The organism is Thermostichus sp. OS-CIW-20 (assembly GCF_054061455.1).
Window position 1 is genome coordinate 1 of the sequence record NZ_JBSSEF010000017.1, and the last position, 19421, is coordinate 19421.

Consider the following 19421-nt stretch of genomic DNA (forward strand, 5'->3'; position numbering starts at 1 on the left):
GTTTTACATACCTAGCCATACCAAGCAGCCATACTGAACATACTGGGCATTATTTTCAGTATAGTCCAGCATATCATTGACTAGAGTCATGCTCCTTTGAGCGCCGGTTTACAACCCTGCCGAGCCAATGCCCAACCACGTTATCACAATCTTCAGAAGCCTGGTGTTGTAGGTGGTGGTGTTCTCTAGGCAACTCCTCAGGATCCCCTAGGGATAGGGCAAGCTCGGTTACCTCCCCCCGCTGTTCCCCTGGGCTGGCGGCGGCGGGTGGGGAAGGAAGACCAGGCAAAAGGGCTACAGTGGAAAAGAGGGATCCCACGTCAAGTCTGCAATGGCACCTTCCTGGGCCTTCTCCCAAGTAAGAGCTTTGTAAGGAGTTGCATCGCCATGACCAGTCGCCTGCGCATCGGTAGCCTGTGGGGGATCCCCCTCTTCCTTGACTACACCTGGTTTCCGGCGGCCCTGTTGCTGGTGCTCTCCTATGGCGTGGTGACGGCCCTGGGGCTGTTTCTCTCTTTGCTGGCTCACGAGCTGGCCCACAGCCTGGTGGCCCGCGCCTATGGGGTACGGGTGAGTTCCATCACCCTGTTCATCTTTGGCGGCATGGCGGCCATTGAGCGGGAAGTCCCCCGTCCCCTGGGCGCTTTTTGGGTGGCCCTGGCAGGGCCCCTTCTCAGTTTGGGCTTGTTTGTCCTCTTTAGCGTGGCCGGAGCTTGGGCTGGGCCGGGGTCGCCCCTGACCTCAACCCTCGCCAGCCTGGCTGCCATCAACCTAATGATTGCCCTGTTTAATCTGCTGCCGGGACTGCCCCTGGATGGGGGGCAGATGCTCAAAGCGGCGATCTGGGGTTGGACAGGGGATCGGCAAAAGGGCATGCTGTGGGCGGCTCGCGCTGGGCAAGGGGTAGGCTGGGGGTTGGTGGCCCTGGGGTTGTGGGTGGTGTTCTTAGGGAGCCTCAACGGCCTGTGGATAGGCCTGATTGGCCTATTTATCGTCAACAGCGCCCGCCGCTATGAGCAGTATGCGCAACTGCAGCAGGTGCTGGCCCGCCTAAAAGCTGCGGATGTGATGACCCGCCGGTTTCGGGTGGTGGATGCGGGCATGAGCCTGCGGGAGTTTGTCGATCGCTACCTGGTGCCTTCTTCCCTCAGGCCGGAAGCCCCAGCTCAGCCAGCGGACGTTTATTTTGCCGAAGAAGATGGCCGCTACCGCGGCCTGGTCAGGCCGGAACTGCTCAACGACATCGAGCGTAGCCAGTGGGATCACCTCACCCTCAAAGCCATTCTCAAGCCGATGGAGCAACTGCAGGGGGTGCAAGAGGAAACCCCCATCCCCCAGGTGATTCAGATGATGCGCCAGGCAGAGCCGCGCCGCATTCTGGTCTTCACCCCCAGCGGCGCCATTGCCGGCTTGATCGACCGCGGCGATGTGGTAGCGGTGGCGGCGCGGGAGTTGGGGGTGGTACTGCCCCAGGAGGTGGTGCAGAGGCTGCGCGACAGCGAAGAATGGCCCCCTGGCTTCCAGGTAGAAGAAAACCTCGCCGGCGAGGGATCCCCTAATCCACAGCAGCAAGCGTGACGAGAGAGGGGCTGTGGCAGGTTTTTGATGAAAGGTGACCTCACATGCTGTCTTGAGCGGCTTTCGTCGTTAAGATTTAATAAGATTAAGGATGATCTCTATCGATTAAGAATTTTGAATCGCACACACCGTCTTTTGCCTGCCCATACCTATTGCCTGAGCAACGGGCTGGGCGTCATTCTTCACCCTATCCCAATTGCCGATTCTGCAACTGTCGATGTCTGGGTTCGGACAGGCGGGCGCAACGAGCCACCAGAGTGGCTAGGTATCTCCCATTTTCTGGAGCACATGGTCTTCAAGGGCAGCGAGCGACTGGCCCCCGGCGAGCTGGATCGGGCCATCGAGGGCCGGGGGGGAATTGCCAACGCTGCTACTGGCCAGGATTACACCCACTACTACATGACAGTAGCTGCCGCCGATCTGCCGGAGACTTTGCCCTATCTGGCGGAGGCAGTGTTGCGGGCCGGGATCCCCGATCAGGAGTTTGAGCAAGAGCAGCAGGTGATTTTGGAGGAGATTCGCCGCGCTGCTGACAACCTGGGCTACACCGCCTATCAGCTCCTCATGGAAACTGCCTTTGGGGTGGAGCACCCCTATGGGCGACCTGTGCTGGGCACGCCGGCAAGCCTGATGGGGTTGACCCCAGAGCTACTACGCGCCTACCACCGCGGCTGGTACCGACCCGAATTCATGACGGTGGTGGTGACGGGAGGCATTGATCCTGAGCGAGCTCTGGCCTTGGTGGAAAAGGAGTTTGGCGGCTCCGCCGGTGGCCCTGGTTGGATTGCCCCTCCGATCTCTCCTCAGCCCCGCCCGCAGGGGGTTCTGCGCCGCGAAAGCGCCCACGCCCGCGCAGAAGAGGCCCGCCTGAAATTAGCCTGGCCCACTGTCAGCCTCGACGCCTGGGAGCAGGTGTGCGGCCTAGAGCTGTTGGCCGTAGTGCTGGGGGAGGGCCGTAGTTCGCGGCTGGTGCATCTGTTGCGCGAGCAGCGGGGCTGGGTGAGGGCTATCGGCTGCTCTTCGCTGGTGCTGAAGGAGGGGGGGCTCTTTTGCATCAGCGCTCAACTGGAGGTAGAGGATTTGGCACAGGTGGAGTCAACCATCCTGCACGAGATCGAGAAGTTACAGCAGGACGGCATTGGCCAAGCGGAGCTGGATCGCGCCCGGCGCATGCTCACCCACGAGCTGCTCTTCTCCGCCGAGTCCCCCAGTCAACTGGCCAGCCTCTACGGCTACTACGAGACCCTGGTTGGGGTACAGCGCCTGCAGGAGTACCTGGAGCTGTTGCAAGCGTTTACTCCGGCGCAAATCCGCGAGCTGGCGCAGCAGTATCTCTCCCCTCAGGCTTACGTGGTCGCTCTGCTCAAGCCGGCTGCCTCTGACGCTGCCGCGGCTTCGGAGCTGCAACTGGCCTGCCGTTGATGGCCTTTCAGTCTTGGATCCCTTGCCCAATGCACCCCACCCTGTCCACCACCCAACGCGGCCATCTGCAGCGCCTCTGCTTGACCAACGGCATCACGCTGCTGGTGGGCCAGAACGCGGCGGTGGAGATCCTGGCTGCCCACTGTTTTTTTCGCGGCGGCAGCCGGGTAGAGCAACCGCAGCAGGCGGGCTTGAGCCAGTTGCTGGCCGCTGTCCTCACCAAGGGCACCCGGCAGCGCGACTCCCAGGCTATTGCCGCTTGGGTGGAATCGTTGGGAGCTTCCCTTTCGGTAGACAGCGCCGCCGATCATTTCGAGGTCGCCCTGCGCTGTGTAGCGGAGGATTTTCCGGAGCTGTTGCAGTTGCTGGCGGAGATCCTCCGCGATCCCAGCTTTCCCGAGGCAGAGGTGGCGCGGGAGCGGGACTTGATGCTGCAAGCCATTCGCGCCCGACAGGAACGGCCTTTCAGCTTGGCTTTTGATCAGGTGCGGCGGGCCCTCTATGGGGATCACCCCTACGCCCTGCCAGAGCTGGGAGGAGTGGAAACAGTGGGATCCCTGACCCGCGAGGATTTGCTGGCCTACCACGCCACCTACTGCCGCCCAGAGGGCATGGTGATGGCGGTGATCGGCCCAGAGCCGCCCGAGACAGTGGCGGCCCAAGTGGAAGCGGCTCTGGGAGATTGGGTGAGCGCCGGCCCGCCCGCCCCCGACCCAGCCCTGCCGCTGTCTCCCTTGGAGAGGCCGCAACTGCTGAAGCTGCCCCAGCCCACCCAGCAGACGACGATCTTGATGGGCTTCCGCGGCTCCCCTGCCGCTTCCGCCGACTATCCGGCCCTGAAGCTATTGGCCACCTACCTGGGCAGCGGCCTGTCCAGCCGCCTGTTTGTGGAGCTGCGCGAGCGCAGCGGCCTGGCCTATGAGGTCTCGGCCTTTTTTGCCACCCGCCGGGATCCCGCCCCTTTTGGGGCCTACCTGGGCACGGCACCGGAGAACACTTTGGTGGCCCTGGAGCGCCTGCAAGCGGAGATCCGTCGCCTCCACGACACCCTCCTGAGCGGCGAGGAAGTGGAGATGGCCCAGCGCAAGCTCTTGGGCCAATATGCCCTCAGCAAACAAACCAACGCCCAAGTGGCCCAACTGGCCGGTTGGTACGAGATTTTGGGCCTGGGCCTGGAGTTCGACCAGCAGTATTTGCAGCGAGTAAGGCAGCTCACCCCTGCCCATCTCCATCAGGCCGCAACAACCTACCTGGTCAACCCGGCCATTGCCCTGGTGGGGCCGGAAGAAGCTTTGGCAAAAGTTGAACTGTAGGTGGGTGCCACGAGGCAGGCTGCCGACTTCTGCGCAGCGGCACGACGGGGCTTGCCGCGCACCGGGTCAGTTTCCGGATCAGGCTTTTTCAAGACGCGACCCTTACTGCTGCTGGCCCCCAGCAGCTAGGACGGCGGTCAGGGTAGGGCTTAGAGGATAGAGAGGGAGGTTCCAGACGCTCTTGTGCTGGGTTCCCTTCTCCCCCAGGGCGAGAGCCCCCTCCAGTTCCCTAGAAGTCGAGATCCCAGAGGGGGAAAAATCCCACCAGCAGCTCCACAATCACCAAAGCGGGCAGCAGGTTGGCCACCCGCAGGCGGGCCAGGCCGAGCAGGTTAATGCCAATACCCAGGATGAGGATCCCGCCAGTGGCTTCCAAGGCGGCGAGCAGGTCTGGGCGCAACAGCGGCTGCAGTTGCCGCGCCAGCAGGGCCACGCCTCCCTGAACCAAGAGCACCGGCAGGGCGGAAAACAGCGTGCCCCAGCCGAGGCTGGCCGTAAAGGCAAGGGTGGCAATGCCATCCAAGGCGGCCTTGACCAAGAGCAGCGAGGGATCCCCCAGGCCATCCTGGATAGCTCCCAGCAGAGTCATGGGGCCGACCACAAACAGGATGGTGGTGGTCACGAAGGCGCGGGCGATAGGGCTGGGGCCCAGCCAGGGGCTCACCCGCTTTTCCAGGCCCTGTCCCAGCCGCTCAAAGGCGGCCTCGAGGTCGATCCCTTCCCCCAGCAAAGCCCCCCCGATCAGGGCCAGCAAAACCGTTACCGCCTGGGCAGCGCTGCTGAGGGTGAGAGCCATCTGGATCCCCAAGACCAACACCAGGGATCCCAGGGCTTGCAACAGGGTTTGGCTTATGCGTTCGGGCAGGCGACGGCCCGCCGCCCAACCGAGGCCGCTGCCCACTAGGATCGCGAGGGCATTGACAAGGGTGCCGGTGCCGGGAGGAGCCATACAACGTGCCCAGAGCTAAGCTTTCTCGATTATTTCTCAGTCTCGGATATAAGGTTCGTCCCAAGCCTGCGCGGAAACACCTGGGCAGATGCACCATTTCTGCTGCCGATCCTGGCTATACTGAGGACACGCCCGCCCAGGCTAGAGGTGGGCTTTTACTCGGCAAAAATTCAGATGAGCTTTTGGAAAGGCCTGTTTGGGGCAGCAGGGGCCGCTACAACCAAAGAGCCGGCGCAAACAGCCAAAGCCGACCGTCGCCAGGAAACGTTGGCGGTGGGGGGGGAGACTATTGTCTTTAGCCTGGATCCCAACTTGGATCTGTATGAGCTGGAGGAACTTTGCGATGCAGTAGGGTGGTCGCGTCGCCCCATCCACAAGGTTAGGAAAGCCCTGCAACACAGTTTTCTGGTGGTGTCGATGTGGCAGCAGCGGGGCAGCTACCGTCGCCTCATCGGCTTTGCCCGCGCCACCTCTGACCACGCCTTCAATGCCACCATCTGGGATGTGGTGGTGCATCCTGAGTTTCAGGGCCGGGGGCTGGGCAGGCGGCTGATGGAAAAGGTGATCCACGAGCTGCGCGCCCAAGACATCAGCAACATCACCCTCTTTGCCGACCGCGATGTGGTTAGCTTCTACGAGCGGCTGGGCTTTACGCCCGACCCGGAGGGGATCAAGGGCATGTTCTGGTACCCCCGCTAGCCCATGGCTGCTCTGCCCACGGTGATCTTGCCCGGTTATCTGGCGGGCGCCTCTGAGTATGAGCCTTTGCGTCGGGAGCTGGAGGCCCGCGGTTACCCGGCTCGGGTGGTGCCGCTGCAGGTGCGCAGTTGGCTGCCTACCCTGGGAGGAAGGCCCGTCACGCCCATCTTGCAGGCGCTTCAGGCCACGATTCGGCGTACCCAAGCCGAGTTTGAAGTGGACCGGGTTAACCTGGTGGCCCACTCCGCGGGCGGCTGGATTGCCCGCATCTACCTGGGATCCGTGCCCTACGGGGGGCAGGTCTGGCAGGGGCGGGAGCACGTTTCCACCCTAATTAGCCTGGGATCCCCGCACACCAGCCGGGAGCGCTGGACAAGGCGCAACCTGGACTTCGTTAACACCCACTACCCGGGAGCCTTCTGGCCACAGGTCAAATACGTCTGTGTGGCGGGCAAGGCCATCCAAGGGCGGCGCGTGGGCCTGGGATCGCTATGGCGGCAGGAGCATTATCTGGCTTGGCTGGCCTACAACAGCTACCGGCTTACCGCCGGCCAAGGGGAGCTGTGGGGAGATGGCATCACCCCCATCGAGGCCGCCCATCTGCCAGGGGCCATCAACCTCACCCTTCCCGACTGTCACCATTCTGGTCGAGGCGGGCGGCGCTGGTACGGCTCGCCTGAGGTGGTGGACAGGTGGGCCCCCTATTTGGTCTAGGGGGTTTTAGCCGCTGGACTCCCTGCGATCGGCGGCGGGAGTCTCGGGCAGCGAGGCGGTGGATTGGCGGCGCTCCTGTTGGCGCCGGGCCGCTTTCACCATCTCCTCGACGATGGCCCGCGCCTGCTTCAGGCGATCCAAGTTGCTGCGGTAAAGCTCCAGATCTTTTTTGACTCGCTCCGGCGAAAAGGGTAGGTTGCCGATCACGTCCTCCAGAAAGTGGCGGGTGCGCTCTTCCGGCTCCTTGTAGAGCGAGGTGGCCACCGCTTCGTAGGCCGTGTAGAGGCCAACCGCCAAAACTCGGCTGTAGGCGTAGGGGGGCTGGGTCATGCGCTGCAAAATCGCCTTCAGCCCGCCCACATCTTCTGCCTCCGGCTTGAGACAGAGCAGGTTGTATCGCTGGACGGGATCCCCGCTGCGCATCAGCTCCAGCAGGTCGCGGGCGTTCTTGCGCAACACCTCCGGCTTCAGGTGCAGCGCCTTGCAGAGGGCGTTGAAGATGGCCTCGCGCTGCTCTGGGGGATGGTAGGCTTCCATCAGGCTGTCGTAGAGAGTAACCAGACCCAGGGCAAAAAAAGGATCGTAGACGAAGGCGCTGTTGACGGTGGTCAGGTGCAGCTCCACCAGCAACTCCTCCACCACTCGCCGGTAGGCGGCGTTGATCGGACGAGGGTAGGCGCTGAAAAAGGCCGCTTTGGTGGCGGAGAGGGTACGAACAGGGTTCACAGGCAGAGAAAGAGAGACCTTGAGGCAGATTTATTGCTTTCCTCTATTGTCCCCTGCAGCGACTCTGAGGGCAAGCAAGGGCCCCGGTTCCGCTATGGTGGGATACGGATGGGGAACCCTGGCTGGATCGAACAAGTGGATCGAATGAGAAGATGGCAGCAACAGAGGGAACAGTGGTGGTGAAGATCGGCACCTCCAGCTTGACAGACATGCAGACGGGCTCGCTGCGCCTTTCCGTGCTGGGGCCGCTGGTGGAGGTGCTGACTCGGCTGCGCAGCCAGGGCTATGCGGTAATCCTTGTCTCCTCCGGAGCGGTAGGGGTAGGCTGTGCCCGCCTGGGCCTGCGCCAACGACCCACGGCAATTGCAGAAAAACAGGCGGTGGCAGCAGTGGGGCAGGGACGGCTAATTCGCCTATACGATGATCTCTTCTCTGCTCTCAACCAACCCATTGCCCAGGTGCTGCTTACCCGCGGCGACTTTGTGGAGCGCAGCCGCTACGTCAATGCCAATCGCACCTTCACCCAACTGCTGCAGATGGGGGTTATCCCCATCGTCAACGAAAACGACACGGTGGCGGTGGAGGAGCTGAAGTTTGGCGACAACGACTCCCTCTCTGCCCTGGTGGCGAGCATGGTGCAGGCCAAGTGGCTGATCCTGCTCACCGACGTGGACAGGCTCTATTCGGCGGATCCCCATCGGGACCCCTCCGCCGAGCCGATCGAACGGGTGTGGCGCGGGATGCCGCTGCAGATAAAGGCGGAAGCCCAAGGCAAAAGTGGCTGGGGCACGGGCGGCATGGCCACCAAGCTCACGGCGGCTCAAATCGCCACAGCCGCCGGCGTGACGGTGGTGATCACCAACGGCAAACGGCCCGATCAGATCCCGGCCATCTTGGCCGGAGAGCCCATCGGCACCCGCTTTGAGCCAGCTCCCCAGCCCGTTAGTGCTCGCAAGCGGTGGATTGCCTACGGCCTCATCCCCGAGGGATCCCTGACTCTGGATGAGGGAGCTGTAAGGGCAGTCTGTGAGCAGGGGCGCTCGCTGCTGCCGGCAGGGATCACCGACGTTTCTGGCGACTTTGAGGCAGGGGCAGCCGTGCGCCTGTGCGATCCCGGCGGACGGGAGGTGGGGCGGGGCCTGGTCAACTACAGCGCCGAGGAACTGCGGCGGATCAAAGGCAAGAAAACCGCCGAGATCCCCTACATCTTGGGCTACGAGGGAGTCGATACAGCGGTTCACCGGGATAACCTGGCCCTGCTTGACTAACACCTCAATCCCCCGGCTTAACCACCCACTCCACGGGGGTTTTGCTGGGATCGGGCAATTTCAGCGAAAACAGCCCTGCCATCAAAATCAACAGGGTGGAAAACCAGAGGCAGCCCTCCAGACCGTAAAGCTGGAAGAGGATCCCCGAAGTCACCGTCCCCAGCAGGCGCCCACCGGAGTTGGCCATGTAGTAAAAGCCCACGTTGAGGGCGACATCATCATCCTCTGTGTAGGCCAGTACCAGATAGGAGTGCACCGCCGAGTTGAAGGCAAAGACGATCCCGAAGAGGATGAGGCCGCCGGTAACCACCCATTGCGGCGGCAGGCCGGCCATAAAAGCGGTAGCAATGAGTGCCGGCACCGCCGTCAAGGTGAACGTCCAGATCTGGATGGTGCGGGCCTTGGGGGCGCGACCCGGGCGACCTCCTCCCAGGAGCTGGGGCGCTAGGAACTGGATGATCCCATAGCCAATGACCCAGAGGGCCATGTAGCTGCCCACCTGCATAAAGCTCCAGCCTAGGCTGTCGTAGAGGAACACCGGCAGGGCCACCACAAACCACACATCGCGCGACCCAAAGAGGAAAAAGCGGGCGGCTGAGAGGAGGTTGATCTCGCGGCTTTTGGAAAACAGCCGCTTGAAGGGGATCTTGGCCTTGACCTTGCCCATGTCCGCCGGCAGCAGGATCCCGGAACAGAAGATCAAAGCCAGCGCCCCCGCCTGGACGAAATTGGCCATGCGGAAGCCCATGGGATCCCCGTAGATCTCAGTGAAGATCTGCAGCAGGGCCGCCCCGACGAAAAACCCTACCCCCTTGAGGGCGTTTTTGGATCCCGTCAGCATGGCCACCCAGCGGAAGAGGCGGGACTCGGCCTCCTTGGGCACCACCAGGCGGATGGCGCTTTTGGAGCTCATCTTGGTGAGATCTTTGGCGATCCCGGCCAGGGCTTGGGCCGTCATCACATAGGCCACCTGGCCCCAGACCGGCCATTGCAGGTTGATCACCCCCAGCATCACCAAGCCGAAGATCTGGATGGCGATGCCCCCGTACAGCGTCAGCCGCAGGCCAAACAGGGATCCAATCCAGCCGCCCAGAAAGTTGGTGATCACCCCAAAGATCTCGTAGAAGAGAAACAGCATGGCAATCTGAATCGGGGTGAAGCCCAACTTGTGGAAGTGGAGCAGCACCAACATGCGGATGGCGCCGTCGGTGAGGGTAAAGCCCCAGTAGGCAGCCGTTACCAGGGCATAGTTGCGCACGGCGGCAGCTTGGGCGCTCGAGACAGCAGTCATGGGCAGGCCTCCAAGGGGGATGCTTCAAAAAACGCTTCTATAAACTGAGGGCCACCTTGCGGGCCAATTCCGCCATGCGGTTGGCGTAGCCCCATTCGTTGTCGTACCAGGCCAGGATCTTCACCTGCGTGCCATCTACCACCATGGTGGAAGGGGCATCCACAATGCTGGAGCGGGGATCCCCCTTGAAATCCACCGAGACCAGCGGCAGCTCCTCATAGCCAAGGATGCCCTTGAGTTCCCCCTCGGCTGCCGTTTTTAAGAGATGATTCACCTCTTCCACCGTGGTGGGCCGCTTTACCTCGAACACCGCGTCGGTCAAAGAGGCATTGAGCAGGGGCACGCGCACGGCAAGGCCGTTGAGCTTTCCCTTCAGCTCAGGGTAGATGAGGCCGATGGCCTTGGCCGAGCCGGTGGTGGTGGGCACCAAAGACAGCAGAGCCGAGCGGGCCCGCCGCAGGTCTTTGTGGGGGGCATCCACCATACTTTGGGTATTGGTGACGTCGTGGACGGTGGTGATCACCCCGTGCAGGATGCCGATCCCCTCGTGGATGACCTTTACCAAGGGGGCCAGGCAGTTGGTGGTGCAGGAGGCGGCTGTGAGCAAATGGTGGCGAGCGGGGTCGTAGAGGTGGTCGTTGACGCCCATGACGATGTTGAGGGCCTCTTCATCCTGGACGGGGGCAGCCACAATGACTTTGCGCACCCCTGCTTTGAAGTAGGCATCCAGCTCTGCCGCCTTGACGAATTTGCCCGAGCACTCCAGCACCAGGTCGATCCCCAGATCCGCCCAAGGGACTTCGCCGGGAGATTTGAACTCGCTGAAGGTAAGGGTTTTGTCTTGGATGCGCAGCCGTTGCTCAGATGCCTCGATGTCGGTGTTCCAGCGGCCCTGCACTGAGTCGAACTTGAGCAGGTGAGCCGCAGTAGCAGGCCCACCTTTGATCTCGTTGATGTGGGCAAACTCCAGCTCCGGCCAACCCCAAGCCGCCCGCAGCACCAAACGCCCAATGCGGCCAAAACCGTTGATACCCACCCGTGCCGCCATAGATCCCCTCCCCCCAGCCGAATCTCGCCTAAAGCCTAGCAGAGCTAACTCGGGGTTATCAAGTTAAGGAGAATCGGCCAGGCCCTGGGCAACCTTGCACTCTTCCAATTCCAAAGCCACCCAAAGGGCCTTTCCCTGTCCCTTGCTCCGTGTCGACCTGGCTGCAGGCAGGGAACCTGTGGGATCGCTGCAGCAACAGGGGGGCAAGTAGGGCCAATTTGCCTGGGCTGGCCTGCTGCTCTCGCCTAGGGCCGGCGGGAGTTGTTGACGTCCAAGGCCGGCCATTCCACCCGTTCCACCTGGGGTCGAAAGCCCAGCCAAGGAGTGGCCAACTGGGCAAACCGCTCCGGATCCCCACTCACATAGAAGCGGTGAGGTTCTGCCTGGCTAGCAGTTGAGGGTCGGCGCAGGCCCCAGAGGCTGAGTTCCCGGGCCAGGGATCCCACCAGCGCCACGCCGGGATCCACCCGTCTGACCGAAGAGGGCAGCAAGGACTTCAGGAGAGGATCCAGCAGCGGGTAGTGGGTGCAGCCGTAGACGAGGGTGTCGATCCCCTGTTGCAGGAGCGGCTGCAAATAGCGTTCAGCCGCTTGGCGCAGCTCGGGGCCGTCCAACTGGCCGGCTTCGATGAGGGGGACGAACTCCGGGCAGGCCTGCTCCCAGCACTGGACAGGTTGGGGAAAGCGCCGGGGATCCAGGGCGCTGTACTCTTGAATGGCCTTGGAGTAGGCGCGGCTTTTGACCGTGGCTGCCGTGGCAATGACCCCAATGCGGGATCCCTGGGCCAGGGCCGCCTGGGCGCCGGGCAGGATCAGCCCCAGAATGGGCAGGGCAAACTCCTGCTGCACCTGCTCCAGGGCCAGCGCCGAGCTGGTGTTGCAGGCCATCACCACCACCTTCACCGGCTGCGCCTGCATCCAGCGGAGGATCTGCCGCACAAAAGTCAAGATCTCCTCGGCGGAGCGATCCCCATAGGGCAGCCGCGCCGTGTCGGCAAAGTAGACAAGGCGCTCCTGGGGCAAGCGACGGCGCAGGGCCCGCCAGACGGTGAGCCCGCCCAAGCCACTGTCAAACACCCCAATTGGCCAACTGGGATCCGGATCTGATCCCCACTCCCAACGCATGCTCCGTTCTCCTCAACACCTTGGCTGAAGCTGCTGTATCCTACCCTGCTTCCGAGAGTCTCGGCGACAGCTTCCCTACCCTGGGACTTCGTCCCTTCACGGAGTGGGCCGTAGGGGCGAACGGCTCAAACCAAAGATCCGACCGAGTCCCTATCTTTGGCGGCTACGCAGAAAGGCCTCGATGCCCTCGGCAATGGCCCGCGCCAAAATGGCCTGGTATTCGGGGGTAGCCAACTTTCGCCCTTCGGTTGGGTTGGTTACATACCCCAGCTCCAGCAGCACCGAAGGCATGCCCACCGGCGTTTCCCGCACCATGAAGAAGCGGGCCCGTCGCACCCCCCGGTCGGCGGCGCCGCTGGCCCTCACCAAGCTGCGGTGCAAGACCACAGCCAGCTCGGCGCTGTCGGGCCGCAGGTAGTAGGTCTCAATGCCGTGGATGCTGGAGCGCTCTAGAGCATTGGCGTGGATGCTCACCAGCAGAGTGGCGTTGGCCTGCACGGCCATATCCACCCGCGGCTGCAGCAGCACTTCCCGGTCGTCGGTGCGGGTCATCACCACCTCATACCCCCGCTCTTGCAACAGGTGTCGTACCTGGTGGGAAACGGAGAGCACGATGTCCTTTTCCTGGATCCCACCCACCCCAATGGCACCGGGATCCCGTCCGCCGTGGCCTGGATCGATGGCGATGACCGTCCGGCCCCGGCGGGAAGGAAGGGAAGCTTGGGCAGGCGGTTGCGGCTGGGGTGCGGACGGCGGAGCGTGGAGGGGGCGCAGCTCCAGGGTGATGCGGCGGGATCCCTGGCCGGGATTGGGCTCAAAGACGTTGAACTCTTCGGCAGGTTGCACCAGAATGCTGACCGTGCGGGCATCTTCCTGCACAAAGCGGATCCGCTGCACCGGCCCTCCAATTGGCAAGCCGGGATCCGGCAAGGACTCGGGTAGGCGGGCCGGTGCCACGTTGATGCGGTAGCCGCCGCTTTCCGGATCCCAGCCGGCCCGGTAGAACATGAACCCATCGGCGCTGATGATGAGCTGATTCCCCCGCAGCTCCACAGAGCGCAAGGTAGCCAGGGGCCCTTGGGAGTCGGCAGAGCTGAGATCGGGCAGAAGGCTGGCCTGGGCAGCACCCCCGGCGGGCTGGATCCAGATTCCTCCCTGCTGCGGGTCGTAGCGGGCCTCCCAGTCGCCACTGGAAGGATCCACATCCAAGACCACGCGGGCGATGGTGGGCTCGAATTGCCCCACCCGCAGCCGCGAAACCCCCAGGCGGTTGACGGTATAGACCCGCTGGGTGAGGGCGGGGCTGAGGGTGGTGTTGAGAAAATCCACCACCACTCGATCCGGATCGAGGATGCGCCGCACCGTGGTGGAAGGGCTACCCTGAGTGCGGATGAAAAAGCCCTCCGCTTGCGGAGAAATGGCCAAGATCCGATGGCTGGAAGGGGAGGTTGCAGGAGGAGAGAGTGGGCTGGCTTCGGGGCGGCGGGGCAGCGGCGGGGACGGTGAGATGCGATCCCTGGGGCCGGCTGCCGAGGGAAATAGCGGTGCTGCTGCGGGCAAGGGCTGCTCGGGTTGGAGGAACTGGACAGCCCAGCGGGAGGGACCAGCCGTGAGCAGTTGCAGTTGGTCGAGGCTGAGAGGCTGATCCGGCTGCAGGTGCAGCACAAAGCGAGTGATCGTTGGGGTGAACTGTTTGATCTCCAACGAGGTAACCCGCCCCGGAAAGGTCTGGGTTTGGGGCTCCCGCCCAAAGAGAGTGTTGGGAAAATCCAGCACTACCCTAGGAGGGTTTTGCAGCACAAACAGAAAAGGACGCACCTCTCCCTGGGTGTTGACCTCTAGCCATCCCCGCTGCGGGTCGTAGTGCCAACTCTCGATGCGAGACAAGCCAGGAACGGCGGTCAGCTCTGCTTGAGCGGGCAAGGGGGAAAATAAACCTGCTCCGGCCAAGCCCAGCAGCAGCGTTGCCCCCCACAGAGAGCTCTGCCTAGACAGTTTGGGCTCCCGTTCCAATCCAGGCATGAATTGCACCCACTCCGGCACACCTGCTGCCCTCAACTATACCAAGCTCCCCCCAGAGCGGCCTGAGAGGGAGCGCAATTTCGCCGTTGCCAGTCGGCCCAGGCCACAATGGGTAGGGATCCTCGTCCTGCCTCTGGAGTGTGGATGTCCCCCCTACCTGATCCCCTCCCCCTGGCCCGCGCTGGGGACAGCCAAGCGATCCTGCGGGTGGTTCGGGCAGAGCTCCTGAAGTGGCGCTGGCCCGCGCAAGTGTATCTTGCCGACAACACCTTGCGCATCGACCTGCTGGGATCCCCGTCCCAAAGCCCCTCTCCGCCGGTTGTTGTGGCCCGGCTGTTTTTGATGGTGAAGCAACTGCGGATTCCACGCCTAGAGCAATTGGAAATCCGCGCTTTCTGTGGCTCTCAGTTGCTTTGGCAGCGCAGCCTGCGTTTGAGATCCCAAAAGCGATGGGATCGGTTTTCTTTTGATAGCTGGGCGATAAATATCTGGGCTTACCCAGTTGCATTTGTGGTAGCCCTGCTGGTAAACAGCATTGCCCTATTGGAGTTGTTACATTTGCCTTGGCACATTTGGATTCACGAGCTGGGCCATGCCAGCATTGCCTGGTGGAGCGGGCATCGAGCTTTGCCCTTACCTTTTGGCTGGACCAGCATCAGTCCGGAAAAGGATCCCTTTGTGTACTTTGGGATCCTCTTTTTGCTGAGCTTGCTATTCTGGTCGACCCGCAAGGAGCGGATTCGATGGCTACAGGCATTGGTTGTTGTTCTTGCGCTGCTGCAGTTTTATATGACCTGGCTAATGCCCAATCGCACCAAAGAAATGCTAATTACCTTTGGCGGCGTGGGCGGCGAGTTTTACATCAGCACCTTCTTGATGGCCTGCTTTTATCTTCGCTTGCCAGATCGCTGGCGGTGGGACTTTTGGCGATTCGTCGTTCTGGGAGTTGCAGCCAGCAGCCTCTGGAGAAGCTTTTGGCAATGGCACAGAATCCAAAAAGGGCTAGCTCCGATCCCGTGGGGAACTCTGCTGTGTGGCCAGGGGGATGCTGGTGGGGATATGAACCGCTTGGTTGATGATTTTGGCTGGAGTGCCGACCAAATTATCCAGACCTACAAATGGTTAGGGAACTTGTGCATTTTGTTTATATTGGGCTTGTATATCGTATTTTTATTGCGAATGAACGATGGGATTTGGCTAAACCTACAAGCAAGGCTGATCCTCTGGGCTGATGCTCTTTCTGTGCTAAGCAAACACCGCTGAGGTAGGGCAGAGCAGGATCCTACCGGCATCGCATTCTAGGTAGGATCTCAGGCAATTAAGCCGGCTGGGGAGGACACCAGAAAAGATTGCGGCTGGAAACTCCCAGAGAATGGAGGATCTCTCTCATGATCTCTGTGCAGTACCGCCAATGCTCGGGATCCGCACACATGCGGTCGGGGTTGAACTCCATATCGTAGTGGATGACATTGGGGATCCCGGCAAACTCCTCTGAAGGCTGAGGGGAAATGATAAGGAGTAGGAAGGGCTTGCCCTTTCGCTTAGCGGACAATTTATCCATCAAGTCGATCACCGCGCCCCGCTGACAGCCGCCTGTGCGCACGAACAAGATCTTGTCCGCCTTTTCCAAGACATATAGAAAGCGCTTGGCGCGAGCTGTATAACGAGTCCGCATCCGCTCATGGATTGGATTCATATTCTGCAGGGGGTCTTCCCCCTCTTCCACCTCATGGCCGAAAGAAAGACCTGTCCACTTGCTGTGATAAATTCGCCTGTCTTCAGGGCTGTAGTGCAAATATTGCGGATCCCACATGCCCTGAAACTCGTGGTGGATCATATCGGCTACATCCGCTAGGTTGCTGGTGCGGGTTAGATCAAACGGAAAGGCAGGCCCGTCGTATTCCAACTTGTAGAGCAGCATCCGCACCGCACAGCGATCCCCCAGGGGAACAACAGCAACGCGATGAATATCAGATAAGGCGCATGTGTATTCCAATAGCATGACCGAGTTGGGAGCAGCCTTGACCCGGCTTTCCAACCCCCCCTCTCCAATCATCAACGTGCGAAAGGGAGCATCGCGATAGAGGGGATCCTCATAAACGCCTGTTGGCAGAGCTTTGAGGGCAGCCCGCACTTCTTTCCACATAGGGTGGATGTTGTACTCATAGCTGCTTTGGTTAATCACACACAGGCGGGGCTTGGGATCCAAGCCGGCGGATGGGTAGCTAAGTTTGAGGAGTGTTAGAGTCCCGTCACTAAAGACTATTTCTGAGGATTCCGGAGAGAAAAAATCGGCTGCCGGAGAAAAGACAAGGTCGGCATCTGGGGGAATGGAAAGGGTTGTTTGAATCAAGCCATTCTCATGAATGGAGAGGGAGTACAAAGGTTGATCTTGCCCTTTCTCACCGCTTTTACCAATATATAAGCCTGGCTGTAGTCGAGCTTCTTGAAAAGCAGCTTGTAAAGATTGCCAAGTCGGTGTCAAGGTGTAATCATAAGGAGTAATATTAACAAGGCGGAATCGATTCTGACCCTCCAAGGCCGCCCAAAAGCCAGAGGGATCCTCAAAAATCAGCTTTTCTTTGGATGATGCCAGCTTTAGGGGGGCTGACTTCACAGTGTTGGGATCAAAAATCGAGAGGTCAATAGCCGCAAACATGAGTTGGTGCCCCTTGGTATTAGGGTGGGCCGCGTCAAAAGCCAGATCTGGCTTCCAGCGCCCCTGGCCATCGTCTAAGATGGGCAGCCAGTTGAACACGGGGCATCCCCAACTGAGCATCCTTTGCTGAGTTTCCTGCAAAAGCAGATGCTGTTCTAGGCCGTAGTCTGCATGGGGGTAAACCCCTCCCAAAACTGGCAAGGCTCCAATGTCTTGAATTCGCTGAATTAACCGCTGCAGGCCGTTTTCAAACCGCCTTTGGACGGCACGGCGATGCTCCGGCAGAGCCGTGGCCAAGCCTTCATTTCCCAAAGACAAGGCAACAATAACGACATCGGGATGTTCAGGGATCACCACCTGCTCAAATCGGGCCAGGGTTCGGCTGACGTTTGCCCCCAATTCGGAGAGGTTCCGCACTTGATGGCCATAGCGTTCTCGTAGAGCTTTCTGCAACAGCCAGGCCCATCCTCGCAACAGCCAGGCGCTGCACCCCAGGGCCACCGAACTGCCCAAGACGACTATCTTCAGTCCCGGACAATCTTCGGGCTCAGGCTCGCTCACCGGCAAGGCAAAATAGCCGTATGGATAGAAAGGGATCCGGCCAAACTCGCCATCTTCCACGATCAAAACTGCCGGCAAAGGTTCCGGCTCAAGCGGCACCCAGCGATTCCTATCGGTGGCTTCCCAAATAACTTCGCCATCCGCCTGAACGCGCAGGTACCGGTACTCCAGTCGAGGGGTTTCTTCGAGTCCCTCCCCAGAGGACAGTGGGCTAGAAGTGCCATCTGCCGGGCCTAATGGCAACTCCACCCACCAGAGCGGGTAGCGATCGGGATCCGTCTGCAGCCAAACACAGCGGCAGGGATCCCAGGCGCCCAGTTGAGGGCTGGATCCCACCAGGGCAATTCGATCGCCGGGCTGAGTGGTGGCGCGAACTTGAAAGCGATACATTTTCCGAAGGAGAGGGAGAGGAACCTATTCTGGATTTGCCGGTAGATAGACAGGCTTGATCAGTTGGCTTATTACCCTGCCGACAACTGGTAAGAGAAAACAAAAGCTGCGATCCAGTTCCGCCTTGTCTGGCCTATCCTGAGTTTTAAAAAAAAGAAGTTCTCAGATCCGCAAACAGAAAACACAGAAGGCCACAAAAAAGACCTAAAGCCCCAAAGTAAAGCTCTCTAAGTAAAGAACAATTGAACTTTAGCTTGAACTTAACATACTGTCCAAGAATTGTCTGTTTTCTGGAGCACTTTCAGAGGGTTTCTGGAGTGCAAGTTTCCAATTGTCGCTGGGGCAAAATCACCTCAAAGGTGGATCCCTGCCCCACCTCGCTCTCCACCTGCACCTGCCCCCGATGCTGCTCGGCGATGCTTTTGACAATGGCCAGCCCCAAACCCGATCCCGACCGCCGATTGGGATCCCCGCTGCGGGCCGGATCCACCCGGTAGAAACGGTCGAACAGGTGGGGCAGCGCCTGGGGTGGGATCCCCGGCCCGCTATCTTGCACCTGAAGCACCAGTTCTGGGGATCCGGAGCGCAGCCGCTGCCTAAGGCGCACCTGCACCTCGCCGCCAGAGGGAGTGTGGAGAAGGGCGTTTTCGATCAGGTTGGTGAACAGGCGGGCCAACAGGTCTTCATCTCCCCAAAAGGCGAAGGGATAGCCCTCTGCTTCCTCGTCGGGGGTGACAATGTCCAGCTTGAGGTGGATCCCTTTCTGGTTGGCCAGCCCTTGCAACTCCTCTACCACCTGCAGCAGCAGAGCATCCAGCGCACAGCAGCGGGGCTGGAAAGGCACCATGCCGCTGTCGTGGCGGGCCAGAAACAGCAGGTCGTCCACCAGGCGGCCCAGCCGCAAACACAGCCGCTCCACCATCTGCCAGCGCTGGCGGGTGTCGGCGTCCAGGTGCGGATCGGCCAAAGCCACCTGTACCGTGGTTTGAATGCTGGCCAAGGGGCTGCGCAGCTCGTGGGAGGCATCGGCGGTAAATTGCTTGAGCTGCTGGTAAGACTGGCGGATGGGCTGCATGGCCAAACCGGAGAGCAGCCAGCCGATTCCCCCCACACAGGCCAAACTGGCCACTACCCAGAGGCTGAGATCCCGAATGAGCTGGCGTGTCGGCTTGCTCACCTCAAACCAGGGGTGGCTGACCCGCAAATACCCCAGCAGCTTCCCACCGGCCAGGATCGGCTCGGTGAACTGGCGCAGCCAATACCCAGGCGCGATGCGGGCGGTGTGCAGGGATCCCTCGGTCAGCAGGGGGGCAGGGATGCCGCCGGGCACCGTGGACCAGATGAGGGATCCCTGGGGATCAAACCACTCCAGGTCGATGTGGTCGTCCTCCAGGGTGCTGGGATCATCCCGAAAGCTGGCCTCTAAGCTCTGGCGGGCCTGCTGTGGATCCAAGAGGCTCTCGTCCACCACCAGGGAGCGCTCGACAATTTCCACCACATGGCCCAGCGTGTCGTCCACCCGCTCGATCAGGGTTGACTGCACATACCAGTAGAAGCTGCCGGCAAACAGCAACAAAAACACCCCTGTTACCACGGTGTACCAGAGGGCCAACCACCGCCGCGTTGCCTGGAACATGGGGGTTGCGCGGGAAGGGGA

At 61.0% G+C, this 19421-nt stretch carries 15 protein-coding genes; 7 read left to right on the forward strand and 8 right to left on the reverse strand.

Annotated elements, in window-relative coordinates:
• The first annotated feature begins 387 nt into the window (after positions 1-387).
• The 3 genes from ACVWXC_RS07610 (at position 388) to ACVWXC_RS07620 (ending at position 4313) form a co-directional block, all read left to right on the forward strand.
• Positions 388-1578, forward strand: coding sequence for a site-2 protease family protein (locus tag ACVWXC_RS07610; protein ID WP_011430984.1), 1191 nt, complete (start codon positions 388-390; stop codon positions 1576-1578).
• A gap of 114 nt (positions 1579-1692) precedes the next feature.
• The gene (locus tag ACVWXC_RS07615; protein ID WP_011430985.1) at positions 1693-3000 is read left to right on the forward strand and encodes a M16 family metallopeptidase; all 1308 of its coding nucleotides are present in this window, start codon (positions 1693-1695) and stop codon (positions 2998-3000) included.
• On the forward strand, positions 3000-4313 hold the full coding sequence (locus ACVWXC_RS07620) for a M16 family metallopeptidase (RefSeq protein ID WP_011430986.1): 1314 nt from the start codon (positions 3000-3002) through the stop codon (positions 4311-4313). The genes ACVWXC_RS07615 and ACVWXC_RS07620 overlap by 1 nt, the downstream gene beginning before the upstream one ends.
• Before the next feature lie 229 nt (positions 4314-4542).
• On the opposite strand, the gene ACVWXC_RS07625 is transcribed toward ACVWXC_RS07620, so the two are convergent.
• On the reverse strand, positions 4543-5262 hold the full coding sequence (locus tag ACVWXC_RS07625) for a DUF554 domain-containing protein (RefSeq protein WP_011430987.1): 720 nt from the start codon (positions 5260-5262) through the stop codon (positions 4543-4545).
• A gap of 174 nt (positions 5263-5436) precedes the next feature.
• Between ACVWXC_RS07625 and ACVWXC_RS07630 the strand changes: the two genes are divergently transcribed.
• Complete coding sequence (locus ACVWXC_RS07630) at positions 5437-5961, forward strand: GNAT family N-acetyltransferase (protein WP_099812932.1); 525 nt, start codon at positions 5437-5439, stop codon at positions 5959-5961.
• A gap of 3 nt (positions 5962-5964) precedes the next feature.
• On the forward strand, positions 5965-6675 hold the full coding sequence (locus tag ACVWXC_RS07635) for an esterase/lipase family protein (RefSeq protein WP_011430989.1): 711 nt from the start codon (positions 5965-5967) through the stop codon (positions 6673-6675).
• 6 nt (positions 6676-6681) lie between these two features.
• On the opposite strand, the gene psb29 is transcribed toward ACVWXC_RS07635, so the two are convergent.
• Entirely contained in the window at positions 6682-7401 is a 720-nt protein-coding gene (psb29, locus tag ACVWXC_RS07640) for a photosystem II biogenesis protein Psp29 (RefSeq protein ID WP_011430990.1), read from the reverse strand.
• A gap of 152 nt (positions 7402-7553) precedes the next feature.
• Between psb29 and proB the strand changes: the two genes are divergently transcribed.
• Entirely contained in the window at positions 7554-8669 is a 1116-nt protein-coding gene (gene proB / locus ACVWXC_RS07645) for a glutamate 5-kinase (RefSeq protein WP_099887368.1), read from the forward strand.
• 4 nt (positions 8670-8673) lie between these two features.
• Here proB and arsJ read toward each other — a convergent pair whose 3' ends face one another.
• From arsJ to ACVWXC_RS07665, 4 genes are all read right to left on the reverse strand, one after another.
• Positions 8674-9960 carry an organoarsenical effux MFS transporter ArsJ gene (gene arsJ / locus ACVWXC_RS07650; RefSeq protein ID WP_011430992.1) on the reverse strand — a complete coding sequence of 429 codons (1287 nt, stop codon included), beginning with the start codon at positions 9958-9960 and terminating at the stop codon, positions 8674-8676.
• Positions 9961-9997: 37 nt separating this feature from the next.
• The gene (locus tag ACVWXC_RS07655; protein WP_011430993.1) at positions 9998-11008 is read right to left on the reverse strand and encodes an ArsJ-associated glyceraldehyde-3-phosphate dehydrogenase; all 1011 of its coding nucleotides are present in this window, start codon (positions 11006-11008) and stop codon (positions 9998-10000) included.
• A 245-nt stretch (positions 11009-11253) separates the two neighbouring features.
• Positions 11254-12132, reverse strand: coding sequence for a glutamate racemase (murI, locus tag ACVWXC_RS07660; protein WP_011430994.1), 879 nt, complete (start codon positions 12130-12132; stop codon positions 11254-11256).
• A gap of 150 nt (positions 12133-12282) precedes the next feature.
• Positions 12283-14154 (reverse strand): N-acetylmuramoyl-L-alanine amidase, encoded by a 1872-nt coding sequence (locus ACVWXC_RS07665; protein WP_457391907.1) that lies wholly within the window; start codon positions 14152-14154, stop codon positions 12283-12285.
• Positions 14155-14298: 144 nt separating this feature from the next.
• Here ACVWXC_RS07665 and ACVWXC_RS07670 point away from each other — a divergent pair, with 144 nt between their 5' ends.
• Positions 14299-15417 (forward strand): hypothetical protein, encoded by a 1119-nt coding sequence (locus ACVWXC_RS07670; RefSeq protein WP_457391909.1) that lies wholly within the window; start codon positions 14299-14301, stop codon positions 15415-15417.
• Positions 15418-15472: 55 nt separating this feature from the next.
• Here ACVWXC_RS07670 and ACVWXC_RS07675 read toward each other — a convergent pair whose 3' ends face one another.
• Together ACVWXC_RS07675 and ACVWXC_RS07680 are read right to left on the reverse strand one after the other, a co-directional pair.
• Positions 15473-17764, reverse strand: a complete 2292-nt coding sequence (locus tag ACVWXC_RS07675; RefSeq protein ID WP_457391911.1) for a DUF1796 family putative cysteine peptidase — start codon at positions 17762-17764, stop codon at positions 15473-15475.
• Positions 17765-18065: 301 nt separating this feature from the next.
• The gene (locus ACVWXC_RS07680; RefSeq protein ID WP_011430998.1) at positions 18066-19400 is read right to left on the reverse strand and encodes a sensor histidine kinase; all 1335 of its coding nucleotides are present in this window, start codon (positions 19398-19400) and stop codon (positions 18066-18068) included.
• Between the last annotated feature and the right edge of the window lie 21 nt (positions 19401-19421).

Coding starts and splice junctions, on each gene's coding strand:
- ACVWXC_RS07610 (WP_011430984.1), top strand. CDS start 388: ATGACCAGTCGCCTGCGCATCGGTAGCCTGTGGGGGATCCCCCTCTTC.
- ACVWXC_RS07620 (WP_011430986.1), top strand. CDS start 3,000: ATGGCCTTTCAGTCTTGGATCCCTTGCCCAATGCACCCCACCCTGTCC.
- ACVWXC_RS07625 (WP_011430987.1), bottom strand. CDS start 5,262: ATGGCTCCTCCCGGCACCGGCACCCTTGTCAATGCCCTCGCGATCCTA.
- ACVWXC_RS07630 (WP_099812932.1), top strand. CDS start 5,437: ATGAGCTTTTGGAAAGGCCTGTTTGGGGCAGCAGGGGCCGCTACAACC.
- ACVWXC_RS07635 (WP_011430989.1), top strand. CDS start 5,965: ATGGCTGCTCTGCCCACGGTGATCTTGCCCGGTTATCTGGCGGGCGCC.
- proB (WP_099887368.1), top strand. CDS start 7,554: ATGGCAGCAACAGAGGGAACAGTGGTGGTGAAGATCGGCACCTCCAGC.
- arsJ (WP_011430992.1), bottom strand. CDS start 9,960: ATGACTGCTGTCTCGAGCGCCCAAGCTGCCGCCGTGCGCAACTATGCC.
- ACVWXC_RS07655 (WP_011430993.1), bottom strand. CDS start 11,008: ATGGCGGCACGGGTGGGTATCAACGGTTTTGGCCGCATTGGGCGTTTG.
- murI (WP_011430994.1), bottom strand. CDS start 12,132: ATGCGTTGGGAGTGGGGATCAGATCCGGATCCCAGTTGGCCAATTGGG.
- ACVWXC_RS07665 (WP_457391907.1), bottom strand. CDS start 14,154: ATGCCTGGATTGGAACGGGAGCCCAAACTGTCTAGGCAGAGCTCTCTG.
- ACVWXC_RS07670 (WP_457391909.1), top strand. CDS start 14,299: ATGTCCCCCCTACCTGATCCCCTCCCCCTGGCCCGCGCTGGGGACAGC.
- ACVWXC_RS07675 (WP_457391911.1), bottom strand. CDS start 17,764: ATGTATCGCTTTCAAGTTCGCGCCACCACTCAGCCCGGCGATCGAATT.
- ACVWXC_RS07680 (WP_011430998.1), bottom strand. CDS start 19,400: ATGTTCCAGGCAACGCGGCGGTGGTTGGCCCTCTGGTACACCGTGGTA.